Genomic DNA, 15,494 nt, shown 5'->3' with positions numbered 1-15,494 from the left:
GGCGGCAGGTGCGCGGGCTTGCCAAAACGACCCGCTTCTTGCTCCGGCGGGGTCGCAATCGGTCGGTTTATCGCCCCGCCGGCGCCGCTCGCTAAGCGTCGGCGTCGTTGTCCGGTCGTCGCCCGTCAGCCGCCCGAAATCGGCCGGACGTAGGGAGGAGGAGGAAGAATACCGCGTATGCAGGCATAATGCCGCCGCGCGGCCGGGAAGCCGGAGCGGGCGCCGTTTTTCTGACGGCGTCCGTCGGCGCCCGATAATGTACCCAGAGGTCTATGTGCAGTTAACAAGTTTTACGGATTATGGTTTACGTGCATTGATATATATGGCGTCGTTACCGGACGGTCAGATGACCAGTATTTCCGAAGTAACGGATGTCTATGGCGTATCGCGTAATCATATGGTCAAAATCATCAATCAGCTCAGCCATGCCGGTTACGTCAGGGCGGTGCGAGGGAAAAACGGCGGTATTCGTCTGGGGAAACCGGCCAATGCTATCCTGATCGGTGATGTCGTCCGCGCGCTGGAGCCTCTTACGCTGGTTAACTGTCAAAGCGATTTTTGCCACATCACGCCCGCCTGCCGTCTGAAACAGGTGCTTAATCAGGCCGTTCAGAACTTCTTACTGGAGCTGGATAAACATACCCTGGCCGATATGGTCACGGACAATCCATCGCTCTACCAATTGCTGTTGGTTGAAACGCAACATGATTCAACCACCTGCTGATGACAACGGAGGAACCGCAATGTCACAAGATCCTTTTCTGGAACGAGAAGCAGAAAAATACGAATTTCCTATTCCCAGCCGGGAGTTTATTTTAGCGCATATCGCCAAACGCGATACGCCGGTGAGCCGTGAGGAACTGGCCAACGATTTGGCATTGAGCGGCGAAGAGCAACTGGAGGCGCTGCGCCGTCGCCTGCGCGCCATGGAACGCGACGGTCAGTTGGTGTTTACCCGTCGGCAGTGCTATGCCCTGCCGGAAAAACTCGACCTGCTGCGCGGCACCGTGATTGGCCACCGCGATGGCTATGGTTTCCTGCGGGTAGAGGGGCGCAAAGACGATCTCTACCTGTCGGCCGAACAGATGAAGCTGGCGATCCACGGCGATGTGGTGCTGGCGCAGCCGCTGGGGGAAGACCGGCGCGGCCGGCGCGAGGGGCGCATCGTGCGAGTGCTGGTGCCGCGCACCGGCCAGATCGTCGGGCGCTATTTCGTCGACGCCGGCACCGGCTTTGTCGTGCCGGACGACAGCCGCCTGAGCTTCGATATTCTGATTCCGCAGGATTCCATCAGCGGCGCCCGCATGGGGGCGGTGGTGGTGGTGGAACTGACTCAGCGCGCTACGCGCCGCACCAAAGCGATCGGTAAAATCGTCGAGGTGCTCGGCGACACCATGGGCACCGGCCTGGCGGTGGATATCGCGCTGCGCACCCACGATATTCCGCATGTCTGGCCGCCGCAGGTGGAAAAACAAATCAGCGATCTGCAGGAACAGGTGCCGGAAGAGGCGAAGGCAGGACGGGTCGATCTGCGTAAGCTGCCGCTGGTCACTATCGACGGCGAAGACGCACGCGATTTCGACGATGCCGTTTTCTGCGAGAAAAAACGCGGCGGCGGCTGGCGCCTGTGGGTGGCGATCGCCGACGTCAGCTACTATGTCCGGCCGGGGACGGCGCTGGATAACGAAGCGCGCGCGCGCGGCACCTCGGTCTACTTCCCGTCTCAGGTCGTGCCGATGCTGCCGGAAGTGCTGTCCAACGGCCTCTGTTCGCTCAACCCGCAGGTCGATCGCCTGTGTATGGTGTGCGAGATGACGGTGTCCGCTATGGGCAAACTTACCTCGTATAAATTTTACGAAGCGGTGATGAGTTCCCATGCGCGTCTGACCTACACCAAAGTGTGGCAGATTCTGCAGGGCCATGAAGAGCTGCGCGCGCAGTACCAGCCGCTGGTGGCGCCTCTGGAAGAACTGCACCGCATGTATAAAATGCTGGAACATGCGCGTGAGGCGCGCGGCGGCATTGGGTTCGAGACCGAAGAGGCGAAGTTTATTTTTAACGCCGAACGCCGTATCGAACGGGTCGAAGCCACGGTGCGCAACGATGCGCATAAGCTGATCGAGGAGTGCATGATCCTCGCCAACATCTCCGCCGCCCGCTTTGTCGAGAAAAGCCAGGAACCGGCGCTGTTCCGCATCCACGATCGTCCCAGTGAAGATCACGTACTGGCGCTGCGCAGCGTGCTGAATGAGCTGGGACTGACGCTAAAAGGCGGAATGAAACCGGAACCGAAGGATTACGCCGAGCTGATGAGCGACGTGGCGGGGCGTCCGGATCACGAGATGTTGCAGACCATGCTGCTGCGTTCTATGAAGCAGGCCGTCTATGACCCGGAAAATCGCGGTCATTTCGGTCTTGCGCTGACCTCGTACGCGCATTTCACCTCGCCGATACGCCGTTACCCCGATCTCTCTCTGCACCGGGCGATCAAATATCTGTTAAGCGACCAACAGAAACGCTGGACGCCGACCGGCGGCTGGCACAGCGATATGAATGAGATGCTGCAACTGGGCGTTCACTGTTCGATGACGGAGCGGCGCGCCGATGAAGCGACCCGCGACGTGGCCGACTGGCTGAAGTGCGACTTTATGCAGGATCACGTGGGCCAGGTGTTTACCGGTATTATTTCCAGCGTGACCGGTTTTGGTTTCTTCGTGCGTCTGAACGACCTGTTTATTGACGGTCTGGTACACGTCTCCACGCTGGATAACGACTACTACCGCTACGATAATGTCGGCCAGCGGTTGATCGGCGAGGCGCGCGGCCAGGTTTACCGTCTGGGCGACGAAGTTGAAATTCGCGTCGAAGCGGTGCATATGGATGAACGCAATATCGATTTCGCGCTAGTGTCCAGCAGCCGCAAGCCGCGTGGCGAAGGCAAGACCGCGCGCGATCGGGCGAAGAAACCGGCGGCGCGCGAAGCCAAACCGACGCGTCGCCGCCGTAATGGCCCGTCCGCGGCAAACTTCGAGCCGGACAGCGCGTTCCGTCCGGAGGGCGCGGCGCCGGTCAAAGGCAAAAAAGTTGCCGCCGGCCAGAAAAAAACGCTGGATAAAAGCAAAAAGAACGTGGATAAAACGCGTAAAATCGCCGCCGCCACCAAAGAAAAACGCGCGAAAAAGAAACAGGATGACTGAGGCCGCCGGCCCCCCTGTCTGGCGCATTGCGTAAAGGGCGCCTCAGGCATGCCGGCATCTGGCGGCACTTTCGCCATTAAAACTACGACGGGCAACGATCGTCGGCCGCGGAGTTAAGGCCGGAGAGCGGGCGGGAGGCTATGCGGCTCCCGCTCCGCCTGAATATCGGACTTAAGCCAACGGCTGCGCTTCGCCGCCCGTTTATGACGTTAAAGAGTATTCATGAGTGAAATTATTTACGGCATCCATGCCGTCAAGGCGCTGCTGGAGCGCGATCCGCAACGTTTTTTGGAAGTCTTTATTCTGAAAGGACGCGACGATCGTCGTCTGCAGCCGTTAATCGCCGAACTGGAAGGCAACGGTATGGCGATCCAACTGGCCAGCCGTCAGTGGCTGGATAGCCAGGTTGAAGGCGCGGTGCACCAGGGGATCCTGGCCCGCGTGCGGCCGGGGCGCCAGTATCAGGAAAACGACTTGCCGGATCTATTGGCCGGTCTGGACATGCCGTTCCTGTTGGTGCTGGATGGCGTTACCGATCCGCATAATCTTGGCGCCTGTCTGCGCAGCGCCGACGCCGCCGGCGTGCATGCGGTGATTGTGCCGCGCGATCGTTCCGCGCAGCTGAACGCCACGGCGAAAAAAGTCGCCAGCGGCGCGGCGGAAAGCGTACCGCTGATCCGCGTGACCAATCTGGCCCGCACGCTGCGGCTGCTGCAGGAACACCATGTCTGGGTGGTGGGTACCGCGGGTGAAGCCGACCATACGCTGTATCAGAGCAAGCTCGCCGGTCCGATGGCGCTGGTGATGGGCGCGGAAGGCGAAGGTATGCGCCGGTTGACGCGCGAACACTGCGACGAACTGATCTCTATTCCGATGGCGGGCAGCGTATCGTCGCTCAATGTGTCGGTCGCCACCGGCATCTGCCTGTTCGAGGCGGTGCGTCAGCGCGGCTGATCGACGCTCGTTGCCCGGGCGATCCGCGCACTGGCGGGGATCGCCTGCACGCGCTACGCCCTGCCGCATTTCGCGGCGGGCTTCCCCTTTAGCGGTACAACACCGCGCTCGACTGCCAGATCCCCGGCAGGCGGGATTCCTGTTTCAATACGATGACATAATAACGCGCTCCGCGCGCATCGGCCTGTTGCTGAACCGCACGGTCGGCGTCGTCCGGACTGCCGTTGATCCTGACCGATAACGTACCTATTTTTTCCAGCGCGCGGCTTTGCGCCTGGTTAATCAACTGCGCCTGCCGCGTGGGCGGCGGCGGGGCGACCGGTTCAGGCGCGAATACGCTGCAGGCGGTAAGCAGAACTGAAAGCGAAAGGAGCAGTAAAGTACGCGACATCCTGTTTCCCCGTAGTCCCGTGCATGGTAGCGATGAGTTTAGCGCGCGCCGTCGTCGCCAGATATCTTTTTTTGTCGCGAAAACGGGCGGCTTACCCGGCGTCTGTTCCGTTATGCAGTCGAACAAGATCAACCAGTTATCGCGTACGTTCGCCATTCATCAATGGTGGGCGCATCCACAGGCGGCGCGGCGCACCTTTTGGCGGCAGGTGCGAGCCAAATTGGTGCATTCTTTCGCCAGCGCCTTTGGCGCGGCGCGGCCTCTCTCCGGCGTTAAATCCATTTTCTTATTATTTATTAAACCATTAGTAATGCTTTTTCGTTCTGGCACATTTATTGCGGATTGTTTTTCGGCCAGTAGAAATATAACCCTTTGGCTCTTTCAGACTCTCACAGTCGGGCATACAGCTTTATTCCAAAAATGGAACCGGAATTTTTCATTCTCAAAGAGGCGAGATCATGAATAGCAAATTTGTCAGGATAACTGTAGCAGCTGCGTTTGTTTCATCCGTTCTTTGTGCGAATAGCGCGCTGGCGGCCGAAGTAAAAATCGGGGTGGTTTTGCCATTGAGCGGGCCGCTGAGCGGTTATGGGCAACCTTCGCAGAAAGGCGTTGAGTTAGTGAACAGCATGGAGCCGACGCTGAAAAATGGCGATACGATCAAGCTGATCATCATTGATGATAAGAGCGATAAGGTTGAAGCGGCCAACGCCATGCAGCGTCTGGTGTCCAGCGATAAAGTCGATGCGGTGATCGGCGAAGTGACCTCCACCAACACGATGGCGATGACCAAAATGGCCGAAGACACCAAAACGCCGATGGTATCGCCGACTGCCACCAACGATCGCGTGACCCGCAACCGTCAGTACGTCAGCCGCGTTTGTTTCTCCGATAGTTTCCAGGGCGTGGTAGGCGCCAACCTGGCCTCGCGTGATTTAGGGGCGAAAACCGCCGCCATCATGTTCGACAGCAGCAACGACTATTCGGTTGGCCTGGCCAAATCCTTTCGCACTCAGTTCCTGAAAAATGGCGGCACCATTCCCGTTGAGGTCCAGGTGCCGGGCGGCAGTAAGGATTTCAAAGCTCAGCTCTCTACGGTTAAAGCGAAGAACGTCGACATGATCTATATGCCGATTTACTACACCGAAGGGGCGCTGATCGCGGTGCAGGCCAAACAGCTCGGGTTGAAGGTACCGGTGGTGGGCGGCGATGGCCTGGCGGCCGACCCGGTGTTCTTTAAACTGGGACAGGATGCGGTGGAAGGCTACATGACCACTGACTATTACTCGCCGAATGCAAAAGAGCAGACGCCGGAAGGCGAGAAGTTTATTAAGGCCTGGGACGCCAAATATAAAGAGCCAACCCATACCTGGGGCGCGATGACCGCCGATGCTTACAAGATGATTGTTAATGCGATGAATCAGTGCAGCGATCCGAAAGACCGGGTATGCGTCAATGAAAAAATCCGCGCCACCAGTAATTTTTCCGGTATTACCGGCGTGCTGACGCTGAAAGACGGCGACGCCATCCGCAGCGCCGTGATTAACGAAGTCAAAAATGGACAAATGGCCTTTAAGACGGTGGTTAACCCGTAATTCACCCCTTCACCTTTCAGGTTGCAGCCACGTCGGTTTTTCCTTTTTCCCCCAGCGGCGCCGTGTATCCGGCGGCTGGGGATTCGCCCGGTTAACCGTCGGGCCGCATCCTGACATTCCTGAAGTCTGGTGGGTAGATAAGGCAAATAAGGACTGAATTTATGGATGCTGCTATTTTTTTTCAGCAGGTGGTTAACGGCATGAGTCTGGGCAGTATGTACGCGCTGATCGCCATTGGCTACACCATGGTTTACGGCGTGCTGCGACTGATCAACTTTGCCCATGCTGACATTATGATGGTCGGGGCATTTCTCGCCCTGTTTGGTTCGACTTCCTTTGAGTTGCCTTTCGGCGCGGCTATTTTATTCGCTATTATTTTTTCGGCGCTGTTGGGCGTGTGCATCGATCAGATCGCCTACCGTCCTTTGCGACAGGCGTCGAAGATATCCATGTTGATTACCGCGATTGGCGTCAGCTTCTTTTTAGAAAATCTATTTAATGTGCTGTTCGGCGGCAGCCCGCGCTTCTTTGCCGCGCCGGCGTTTTTTAACCAGACGGTTTCGCTCGGCGGCATCATTATCACCAACGTCGCCTGGCTGGTGCCGCTGGTCACGCTGGCGCTGTTGGGCTGTATTCTGTTTATTCTCTATCGCACCCGGCAGGGGATGGCGATCCGCGCCGTGGCCTTCGACGTCAATACCGTGCGCCTGATGGGCATCGACGCCAACCATATTATCGCCTTCGTCTTTGCGCTGGGCAGTTCGCTGGCGGCGCTGGGCGGTATTTTCTACGCCACCAGCTATCCGACCATCGATCCGCTGATGGGGGTCTTGATCGGTCTGAAGGCCTTTGCCGCGGCGGTGCTGGGCGGCATCGGCAGCGTGACCGGCGCGGTTATCGGCGGATTTATCCTCGGCTTCACCGAAGTGGTGGCCGTGGCGGTATTCCCCGAACTGGGCGGCTATAAGGACGCCTTTGCCTTTATGTTCCTGATTCTGGTTCTGTTGTTCAGACCGGTCGGCATTATGGGTGACGAAAGACTGGAAAGGAGCCGTTTCTGATGAAAATGCCAGCCAATTCATTGACCTTATTATGTGGTTATGTGGCGTTATTCGCGCTGACGCTGCTGGTTCTGTTTATTATGCAGAACGTTTTCGACGACTATATCATCCGCATTCTGTGCAATATTTTCATCTTCATGATCCTGGCGGTGAGCTATAACCTGATTAACGGCGTCACCGGACAGCTATCGCTTGAACCTAACGGTTTTGTCGCCATCGGCGCCTATATCACGGCTTTGCTGCTATTAAGCGCCGACACCAAAATGGATATGTTTGAGATGGCGTCGCCCAGCCCGCTGATTCTGTCTTTGCATACCACCTTCCTGCCCGCGTTAATTATCAGCGGACTCTGCGCTTCGGCCGTGGCCGTTTGTCTCGCTTTCCCGGTTTTCCGGGTGCGCGGCGATTATCTGGCCATCGTCACGCTGGGATTCGGTTTTATTATTAAAATCCTGGCGATTAATAACCCGCAAATTACCAATGGCGCCATCGGGCTGAATGAAATTCCCCAGGCCAGCCACATGCTGTACTGGTGTGGTTTGATCGCGCTGATCGCCGTACTGCTTATTTTGCAGATCGTGTATTCGAAATACGGACGGGCGATGAAAGCGGTACGCGACGACGAAGACGCGGCGATCGCCATGGGAATCAATACCTTCAAAATAAAAACCTGCGCCTTTGCCACCAGCGCGTTTCTGGAGGGTATCGGCGGCGGCCTGCTGGCCTCGCTGCTGACCATTATTTCGCCCGATCTGTTCGACTTTATGCTGACCTTCCAGCTGTTGATCATCATTGTGCTGGGCGGGCTGGGCAGCACGACCGGCGCGATACTGGGGACGATTGTGGTGGTCGGCAGCGGCGAATGGCTGCGTTTCCTTGACCAGCCGCTTAATTTCTTCGGCCAGGATCTGGGCTCTTATCCCGGTCTGCGTATGGTGGTGTTCTCGCTGGTGCTGCTGGTCATTATGCTGTTCGCGCGCGAAGGGCTGCTCGGCAAACGGGAGATTTGGGAAATTAACAGGAAGCGTCAGTATGGAAAATAAGCCGATTCTCAGCGTTGATAATATCGTCATGCAGTTTGGCGGGTTGCGCGCCATCGACGGCGTGAGTTTCTCGCTTCAGCAGGCCGAGATATTTGGCCTGATAGGCCCAAACGGCGCCGGTAAAACCACGTTGTTTAACGTGATTACCTCCAACTACAAGCCGACGTCCGGTACGGTAATGTTGGGCAATGAAAAGATTACCGGCTTAAAGCCGAATCAGGTGGTCAATCGCGGCATCGCCCGCACCTTTCAGAATATCCGCCTGTTTAATTCGATGACGGTGCTGGAGAACGTATTGATTGGTTTCGATCGCTCTATCCGCTATTCCTTTATCGAGGCCGCGCTGCATATAGGGCGTTTTTTCCCGGCGGAAAAACGGGCGAAGGCGCAGGCGATGGAGATTCTCGACTATATCGGTATCGGTGAACATGCCCAATCGCTGGCGACCAATCTGAGCTACGGTAATCAGCGCAAAGTGGAGATCGCCCGTGCGCTGGCCACCTCGCCCGCGTTGCTGCTGCTGGATGAACCGGCGGCCGGAATGAACCCGCGCGAAACCAATGAGCTGGCGCAGCTGATTTTTAAAATGCGCGACGATTACCAGTTAACGGTATTGCTGATTGAGCATGATATGTCCTTCGTTAATACCCTGTGTGAACGGGTGATGGTGCTGGACTATGGCAAACCGCTGTTCAGCGGGACCACCCATGAGGCGATTAACAATAAAGAGGTGATTGCCGCGTATCTTGGAGATGTCGATTATGCTTAAAGCCGCCGATTTGCGAGTGTTCTACGGCCTGATCCAGGGGCTAAAGGGCATCGACATTGAGGTCAACAACAGCGAAATCGTCACGCTGATTGGCAGCAACGGTGCGGGAAAAACCTCGACGCTAAACGGGATTATCAATCTGGTGAAATCCACCGGCCAGGTTAATTTTCTGAATGAAGACATTTCCCACAGCCTGACGCATCAGATCGTGCGTAAAGGGCTGGCGCTGGTGCCGGAGGGGCGCAAGGTATTCACCAATTTAACCATTGAAGAAAACCTGCGCATGGGCGCCTATAACAACCCGGTTAATTTCAATTATTTGAAGGAGAAAATGTACACGCTGTTTCCGCGGCTGAAAGAGCGGCGCGCCCAACTGGCCGGCACCATGAGTGGCGGCGAGCAGCAGATGCTGGCCATAGCCCGGGCGCTGATGAGCGAACCGGTGCTGCTGATGCTCGATGAACCCAGTCTGGGGCTGGCGCCGAAGATCGTCGGTGAGATGTTCAATATTATTAAGCAACTGCAGCGGGACAATATCACTATCCTGCTGGTTGAACAGAATGCCACCGCCGCTTTAAAGATTGCCGATCGCGCCTATGTGCTGGAGAACGGGAAAATTGTTCTGCAGGGCCAGGCGCAGGAGATTCTGGCTAACCCCGAGGTGAAAAAGATGTATCTGGGCGGATAATCCGCCATTCGCCGGCGCAGGAAGACATTGGCGGCGCGCCGGCGTTTATTTTCCCGGCGATGCCGACCGCGCGCCGTCCCTTACTCGCCTTTATTGTCTGCGCCGCATTCTGAAAAAACAGGAATATATTGCACGGTCGCGCGCGCTGGCGTATTATGCCGGCGTTTTCATTTCCCCATTCATTCTTACTGCAAAGGAGGCGACATCATGACTCATTATTCTCTGACCCTTTGCAGGTTTGATCTGGATTAATTTCCGCCGCTTCGTTTTCCGCGTATTGTCCCGATCACGCCTGCCGTAAATCATTTAACCCTTCATCTTTCAGGCTGCAGGCGAATTAGCTCGTCCGATTATTCAGCCCGTTGCTGGCCTGGCGTTTAGCCAGAACCGTGGGCGTTCGCTCGCCCGTCGTCTGCTGCATCGCGAAAGGTATTGGGTCTCTATTGTTAATTGATCGACAGGATTGACCTATGGGCAATACTATTCGCTCTGTCGCGCCGCGGGTAAATATCATCGCGTCGGCAGAGACCTGGATTGAAGATAAAGCCATCCAGCAACTTATTACTACCGCACAACTGCCGGGCATGGTGAGCGTATCCGGCATGCCGGACTTACATCCGGGGCGCGGTTACCCGATTGGCGCCGCTTTTTTCTCGCAGCGACGTTTTTATCCCGCGCTGGTCGGCAATGATATTGGTTGCGGCATGGCGCTCTGGCGCACGGATCTGACGGCCGGCAAAATATCGCTGGATAAGCTGGAAAAACGGCTGGGAAATATTGATGAACCACCGGACGAGATTAATGAGTTGCCGTCGGAGTTTGCCGAACTGCCATATTCTCCCGGCACCATCGGCGGCGGCAATCACTTTGCCGAGCTGCAGCAGCTTGATGAAATCTATCAGCCGGCGCGACTCGGCGCGTTGCTGCCGGACACGCGGCAACTGCTGCTGTTGGTTCACAGCGGTTCACGCGGACTCGGACAGGCGATTCTGGAACAGCATGTGCGCGCGTTCGGCCATCGCGGGCTGGAACAGGATACGCCGGAAGCCGCCGGTTATCTGAGTCAACACCAACTGGCGCTGCGCTTCGCGGCATATAATCGACAGTGCATCGCGCAACGCATGTTGCGCCGCTGGCACAGCGACGGCGAAGCGCTGCTGGATGTTAACCATAATTTGGTCGCGCCGGCCGTTATCGACGGCGTGTCCGGCTGGCTGCACCGCAAGGGGGCTACCCCGGCCGATTGCGGTCTGGTGGTGATCCCCGGCTCGCGCGGCGATTACAGTTATCTGGTGCGGCCGTTGCCGCATGCCGTCAGCCTGTTTTCTCTGGCGCACGGCGCCGGCCGCAAATGGATGCGCGCCGAATGCAAAGGGCGGCTGGACCAGCGTTACAGCATGCAGCAGTTAGCGCGCACGGCATTTGGCAGCCGGGTGATTTGCCAGGATAAACAGCTGATGTTTCAGGAAGCGCCGCAGGCGTATAAACCCATCGATACGGTGATATCGTCGATGGAGCAGGCGGGTCTGATAGAACCGATCGCCCGGCTGAAGCCGGTGCTGACCTACAAGACCCGGGGGAATGCGCAATGATCCTGATACAACTTTCGGCGGCGCAGGGGCCTGATGAATGTATGCTGGCGACGGCTAAGGCGCTGCGGCGCCTGATGCAGGAAGCGAAGGCGATCAATGTCGAACTGGAGCTGGTGGAGTCGGAAGACGGCGATCGGCCGGGGACGCTGCGTTCCGCGCTGGTGTTGCTGCGCGGGGAACAAGCGGAAACGCTGGCCGATAATTGGTGCGGCACCCTGCAGTGGACCTGCGCCAGCCCGTGGCGCAAAGGTCCGGGACGCAAAAACTGGTTTATCGGCGTCACCCGCTTTACCCCGCAGCAGACCTTTAGCGACGGCGAAATTCGGTTTACCACGCTCAAAGCCTCCGGGCCGGGCGGGCAGCACGTCAATAAAACGGAGTCCGCCGTGCGGGCTACGCACGTCGCCAGCGGGATCAGCGTTAAGGTACAGTCGGAGCGCAGTCAGCATGCTAACCGGCGTCTGGCCGCTTATCTCATTGCCTGGCAACTGCAAAACCGCCGCCAGCAGCGCGAGGCGCAACTGCGCGCGCAGCGCCGCCAGTTTCACCACGAGGTGGAGCGGGGCAATCCGATTCGCGTGTTCAGAGGCGAAGGATTCGAGCCGGCCTGAGCCGCGCTGTTGCGGTGAACGACGCAAGGCGAAAACGACGCGCCCGCGCCATAATACGACCTTCAGCGGAGGCGCTGGCTGATGACAACGTTCGTTATCAGCCAGCGCGCGACGAGGGGCGTAGCGGCGTTGTCCGCCGTCGCATCTCTCTATTCGGCAGGCCCGGATATTTCGGGCTTACCGGCGACCTGTCTGCCGCCTGAACGGAAGCGCATGCCACCGTTCAGGTTGATGACAATGTTCGTTATCAGCCAGCGCGCGACGAGGGGCGTAGCGGCGTTGTCCGCCGGCGCATCTCTCTATTCGGCAGGCCCGGGGATTTCGGGTTTACCGGCAACCTGTCTGCCGCCTGAACGGAAGCACATGTCTCCGCTCTGGTTGATGACAATGTTCGTTATCAGGGGACGTGCGACGAGGGAGCGTAGCGGCGTTGTCCGCCGGCGTTTCCCTCTATTCGGCAGGCCCGGGTATTTCGGGCTTATCGGCGACCTGTCTGCCGCCTGAACGGAAGCGCATGCTCCGCTTATCCTGGGCGCCAGCGGGGACAACGTTTACCGCAGCCGGATGCTGCGGTTCATATTGCCGTATTTTAGCTAAGCCATTGCGTATTTATTTTTATCTGCCGCGATATTTGGCGCTATGGTAATACGATCCGACGGGTATTTACGGGGCAGCGTAATGTCTGGCCTGGCGTCGGGTTGAAACCGCGTCGGAGGCTGCGGTCGACCGGCGCCGTCCTCCCCTGAAAGACGGGGCGGGGCGTTAAACATGGATTTTCAGCGTATTAGCGGGACCAAAAATGAACCAGTCTGTAGTTGAAATGGCCGTCGAGATGGTCAACGGCATTGAGGTGATTCACTCCGCACCGGCCGGAATGCGCGATCGGGCGCTGCCGACGATTTTTTTCTTTCATGGCTATACCTCGTCAAAAGAGGTGTATTGCTACTTTGGCTATGCGCTGGCGCAGGCCGGATTTCGCGTGATTGCGCCGGACGCCGCAATGCATGGCGCGCGCTATGACGGCGACGAAGCGCGCCGGCTGCGTCATTTCTGGGATATTTTTCAATCGAATGTGCAGGAACTGCCGGCGCTGGCGGCGGAATACCGCCGGCGCGGTCTGATCGCGCAGGAGAGGATCGGCGTGTGCGGCGCGTCGCTGGGCGGTATGACGGCGCTGGCCAGTATGGCGCGCTATCCGTGGATCAGCGCGGCGGCCGTGTTTATGGGCTCGGGCTATTTCTCTTCCCTTTCGCGCTCGTTGTTCCCGCCGGTGGCGCCGGACAGCCCGGATGCGGAACAGATCCTGCAGCCGCTGGCCGACCGTCTGGCGGAATATGATGTCGCCCCGCGCCTGGCGGCGTTGGCCGACCGGCCGCTGCTGCTGTGGCACGGCGAGGCGGACGATCTGGTGCCGTTCCAGCAAAGCGTGCGCTTGCGTGAGGCGCTAACGCAGCGCGGACTGGCTGGAAAACTGACCTGGCTAAGCGAGCCCGGCATCGGGCATAAAATCACCCCGTCCGCGCTTCAGGCGGGCGTGACGTTTTTCAACCGTATATGGCCGGATAAGGGCGACGTCCTGTCTAAAGGATAATAGCTATATGATCCTACCCACGAATAATGGACACACTGTTAAGCGAGTAAAATCGTTAACAAGATGAACCATGATGCAAACAAAATTGGTGAAGAGAACATCGCGTAATCCAGAAACCCCGCAGTTTCGCCGGCAGACGCTGGCTCTTGCCGACCGTATCGGTGTCGCCAACGCGGCCCGGCCTGCAGAATCTCAGCTCTACGCCTCGAGGTAAACAACGCCAGCAACGCTCCGCCTCTGAGCGTGAGCAGTTGCTGGCAACGGAGAATGTCCGTATTAAAACGCCAGCTTGCTGAACGGCAGAAGGGACTGATCATTCTCCAAAAGGCGGCCATCTGCTTCGCCAATTGCCTGAAGTGAAGTACGGTTTTATGCAACAGCATCGGGCGAAATTTTTAGTGAAAAGCCTGGTCCGCGTACTGTGCGTCTCGCGCGGCGGCTGGTATGCGTGGCTGAAACGCCGACAGACGCCCTCTCCGCGTCAGATGCGTCGCCAGCGGTGTGATGAGCGGGTGGCCGAAGCCTTTATTCAGGCAAAACAGCGCGATGGCGCGCCCCGTCTGACACTCGCAGGGAGGATGAAACCGGCGATATTTGAATATTGAGATTGATTACAGCCGGCGGCATAGCGCCTGTTGCGGGGTAAGCCCGATATAATTTGAGGAAAGCAATCTTGCTTAAGGCCGTGTCCACCCGTTACCGGGCAAGATCCGTTCAGTCTGGCGGTTTCCAGCCTGGCGCCATGAGTTGTCCTGCGCCGCGCGCCGCGACCTGGTAAAAGGCCGGTTTTTTCGTCCAACGGCCTCCGGGCGTTTTCAGCGTGCGGACCACATCAATTCGCTGCGTCGCTGCCTGCGAGGTGGATGGGTCAGATTTTACAAGATAATCGCAATCCACCTTGTGTTCCTGGGCCGGGGCCAATATAATTACGCGTCATTTTTTCAGCCGTTCACAAACACGTTCCTTGCTTCCATGGGCCACGGCTGACCCTGACAGGAGGCTGAATAATCCGTAAGGAGCAATTCGATGCGTCATTACGAAATCGTTTTTATGGTTCATCCTGACCAGAGCGAACAGGTTCCAGGCATGATCGAACGCTATACCGGTGCTATCACAGCAGCGGAAGGCAAGATCCATCGTCTGGAAGACTGGGGCCGCCGTCAGCTGGCTTACCCGATCAACAAACTGCACAAAGCGCATTACGTTCTGCTGAACGCCGAAGCGCCGCAGGAAGTGATCGATGAGCTGGAAACAAACTTCCGCTTCAACGACGCCGTTATCCGTAGCATGATTATGCGCGTTAAACACGCGGTAACCGAAGCTTCCCCGATGGTTAAAGCGAAAGACGAACGCCGTGAGCGTCGTGAAGATTTCGCCGATGCCAGCGATGATGCTGAAGCTGGGGATTCTGAAGAGTAATTGCCGTGGAGACGGCTAATCGTCTGGTATTGTCTGGCACCGTGTGCAAGACCCCCATTCGTAAGGTCAGTCCCTCCGGTATTCCCCATTGTCAGTTCGTGCTTGAGCATCGTTCTGCGCAGCAGGAAGCCGGATTCAGCCGACAGGCGTGGTGTCGTATGCCCGTCATTATTAGCGGACAGGCATCACAGGCAATTACCCACAGTATAACGGTCGGTGTGCAACTCATCGTGCGGGGTTTCATTAGCAGCCATCAAGGTCGCAATGGGCTAAGCCGGATGGTGTTACATGCCGAGCAGATTGAATTGATAGATTCTGGAGACTAGCCAAATGGCACGTTATTTCCGTCGTCGCAAGTTCTGCCGTTTCACCGCGGAAGGCGTTCAAGAGATCGACTATAAAGACATCGCTACGCTGAAAAACTACATCACCGAAAGCGGTAAAATTGTCCCGAGCCGTATCACCGGTACTCGTGCAAAATACCAGCGTCAGCTGGCCCGTGCTATCAAGCGCGCGCGCTACCTGTCTTTGTTGCCGTACACTGATCGTCATCAGTAATCGGCCACTGTCCATTAACGACTTT

The 15,494-nt window shown here is 57.4% G+C and carries 15 protein-coding genes; 14 read left to right on the top strand and 1 reads right to left on the bottom strand.

All coding sequences use genetic code 11. The features are described 5' to 3' along the window. Positions 1-274 precede the first annotated feature (274 nt). From nsrR to rlmB, 3 genes are all read left to right on the top strand, one after another. Entirely contained in the window at positions 275-724 is a 450-nt protein-coding gene (nsrR, locus tag FJU30_RS18475) for a nitric oxide-sensing transcriptional repressor NsrR (RefSeq protein ID WP_150436440.1), read from the top strand. A gap of 19 nt (positions 725-743) precedes the next feature. Then, positions 744-3,197 (top strand): ribonuclease R, encoded by a 2,454-nt coding sequence (gene rnr, locus FJU30_RS18470; protein ID WP_150436439.1) that lies wholly within the window; start codon positions 744-746, stop codon positions 3,195-3,197. A gap of 222 nt (positions 3,198-3,419) precedes the next feature. Next, a complete protein-coding gene (gene rlmB, locus FJU30_RS18465; RefSeq protein ID WP_150436438.1) occupies positions 3,420-4,151 on the top strand; it encodes a 23S rRNA (guanosine(2251)-2'-O)-methyltransferase RlmB in 732 nt (243 codons plus the stop codon). 88 nt (positions 4,152-4,239) lie between these two features. Here rlmB and bsmA read toward each other — a convergent pair whose 3' ends face one another. Beyond that, positions 4,240-4,542 carry a biofilm peroxide resistance protein BsmA gene (gene bsmA, locus FJU30_RS18460; protein WP_150436437.1) on the bottom strand — a complete coding sequence of 101 codons (303 nt, stop codon included), beginning with the start codon at positions 4,540-4,542 and terminating at the stop codon, positions 4,240-4,242. A gap of 458 nt (positions 4,543-5,000) precedes the next feature. Between bsmA and FJU30_RS18455 the strand changes: the two genes are divergently transcribed. The 11 genes from FJU30_RS18455 to rpsR all read left to right on the top strand — a co-directional run bounded on the left by FJU30_RS18455 (position 5,001) and on the right by rpsR (position 15,469). Then, complete coding sequence (locus tag FJU30_RS18455) at positions 5,001-6,137, top strand: ABC transporter substrate-binding protein (RefSeq protein ID WP_150436436.1); 1,137 nt, start codon at positions 5,001-5,003, stop codon at positions 6,135-6,137. A gap of 161 nt (positions 6,138-6,298) precedes the next feature. Continuing rightward, complete coding sequence (locus FJU30_RS18450; RefSeq protein ID WP_150436435.1) at positions 6,299-7,198, top strand: branched-chain amino acid ABC transporter permease; 900 nt, start codon at positions 6,299-6,301, stop codon at positions 7,196-7,198. Then, on the top strand, positions 7,198-8,241 hold the full coding sequence (locus FJU30_RS18445; RefSeq protein ID WP_150436434.1) for a branched-chain amino acid ABC transporter permease: 1,044 nt from the start codon (positions 7,198-7,200) through the stop codon (positions 8,239-8,241). The genes FJU30_RS18450 and FJU30_RS18445 overlap by 1 nt, the downstream gene beginning before the upstream one ends. After that, a complete protein-coding gene (locus tag FJU30_RS18440) occupies positions 8,231-9,010 on the top strand; it encodes an ABC transporter ATP-binding protein (RefSeq protein WP_150436433.1) in 780 nt (259 codons plus the stop codon). Before FJU30_RS18445 ends, FJU30_RS18440 begins: the two co-directional genes overlap by 11 nt. Continuing rightward, complete coding sequence (locus FJU30_RS18435) at positions 9,003-9,698, top strand: ABC transporter ATP-binding protein (RefSeq protein ID WP_150436432.1); 696 nt, start codon at positions 9,003-9,005, stop codon at positions 9,696-9,698. The genes FJU30_RS18440 and FJU30_RS18435 overlap by 8 nt, the downstream gene beginning before the upstream one ends. Positions 9,699-10,168: 470 nt before the next feature. Beyond that, positions 10,169-11,290 (top strand): RNA ligase RtcB family protein, encoded by a 1,122-nt coding sequence (locus FJU30_RS18430; protein ID WP_150436431.1) that lies wholly within the window; start codon positions 10,169-10,171, stop codon positions 11,288-11,290. Then, a complete protein-coding gene (prfH, locus tag FJU30_RS18425; protein WP_150436430.1) occupies positions 11,287-11,901 on the top strand; it encodes a peptide chain release factor H in 615 nt (204 codons plus the stop codon). The genes FJU30_RS18430 and prfH overlap by 4 nt, the downstream gene beginning before the upstream one ends. A 799-nt stretch (positions 11,902-12,700) precedes the next feature. Further along, positions 12,701-13,492 carry an esterase gene (gene yjfP / locus FJU30_RS18420; RefSeq protein WP_150436429.1) on the top strand — a complete coding sequence of 264 codons (792 nt, stop codon included), beginning with the start codon at positions 12,701-12,703 and terminating at the stop codon, positions 13,490-13,492. Positions 13,493-14,518: 1,026 nt separating this feature from the next. Next, positions 14,519-14,911, top strand: a complete 393-nt coding sequence (rpsF, locus tag FJU30_RS18410) for a 30S ribosomal protein S6 (protein ID WP_150436427.1) — start codon at positions 14,519-14,521, stop codon at positions 14,909-14,911. Between the two features lie 5 nt (positions 14,912-14,916). Continuing rightward, on the top strand, positions 14,917-15,237 hold the full coding sequence (priB, locus tag FJU30_RS18405; RefSeq protein ID WP_150436426.1) for a primosomal replication protein N: 321 nt from the start codon (positions 14,917-14,919) through the stop codon (positions 15,235-15,237). Between the two features lie 4 nt (positions 15,238-15,241). Continuing rightward, a complete protein-coding gene (rpsR, locus tag FJU30_RS18400) occupies positions 15,242-15,469 on the top strand; it encodes a 30S ribosomal protein S18 (RefSeq protein WP_000135199.1) in 228 nt (75 codons plus the stop codon). Positions 15,470-15,494: the final 25 nt, after the last annotated feature.

It is taken from the genome of Affinibrenneria salicis, assembly GCF_008710095.1.
The sequence above is the reverse complement of the archived record's forward strand: the minus strand, read 5'-3'. Positions and strand labels throughout refer to the sequence as shown.

Coding starts and splice junctions, on each gene's coding strand:
- rpsR (WP_000135199.1), top strand. CDS start 15,242: ATGGCACGTTATTTCCGTCGTCGCAAGTTCTGCCGTTTCACCGCGGAA.
- FJU30_RS18450 (WP_150436435.1), top strand. CDS start 6,299: ATGGATGCTGCTATTTTTTTTCAGCAGGTGGTTAACGGCATGAGTCTG.
- FJU30_RS18440 (WP_150436433.1), top strand. CDS start 8,231: ATGGAAAATAAGCCGATTCTCAGCGTTGATAATATCGTCATGCAGTTT.
- rnr (WP_150436439.1), top strand. CDS start 744: ATGTCACAAGATCCTTTTCTGGAACGAGAAGCAGAAAAATACGAATTT.
- rpsF (WP_150436427.1), top strand. CDS start 14,519: ATGCGTCATTACGAAATCGTTTTTATGGTTCATCCTGACCAGAGCGAA.
- prfH (WP_150436430.1), top strand. CDS start 11,287: ATGATCCTGATACAACTTTCGGCGGCGCAGGGGCCTGATGAATGTATG.
- FJU30_RS18445 (WP_150436434.1), top strand. CDS start 7,198: ATGAAAATGCCAGCCAATTCATTGACCTTATTATGTGGTTATGTGGCG.
- bsmA (WP_150436437.1), bottom strand. CDS start 4,542: ATGTCGCGTACTTTACTGCTCCTTTCGCTTTCAGTTCTGCTTACCGCC.
- yjfP (WP_150436429.1), top strand. CDS start 12,701: ATGAACCAGTCTGTAGTTGAAATGGCCGTCGAGATGGTCAACGGCATT.
- FJU30_RS18430 (WP_150436431.1), top strand. CDS start 10,169: ATGGGCAATACTATTCGCTCTGTCGCGCCGCGGGTAAATATCATCGCG.
- FJU30_RS18435 (WP_150436432.1), top strand. CDS start 9,003: ATGCTTAAAGCCGCCGATTTGCGAGTGTTCTACGGCCTGATCCAGGGG.
- rlmB (WP_150436438.1), top strand. CDS start 3,420: ATGAGTGAAATTATTTACGGCATCCATGCCGTCAAGGCGCTGCTGGAG.
- FJU30_RS18455 (WP_150436436.1), top strand. CDS start 5,001: ATGAATAGCAAATTTGTCAGGATAACTGTAGCAGCTGCGTTTGTTTCA.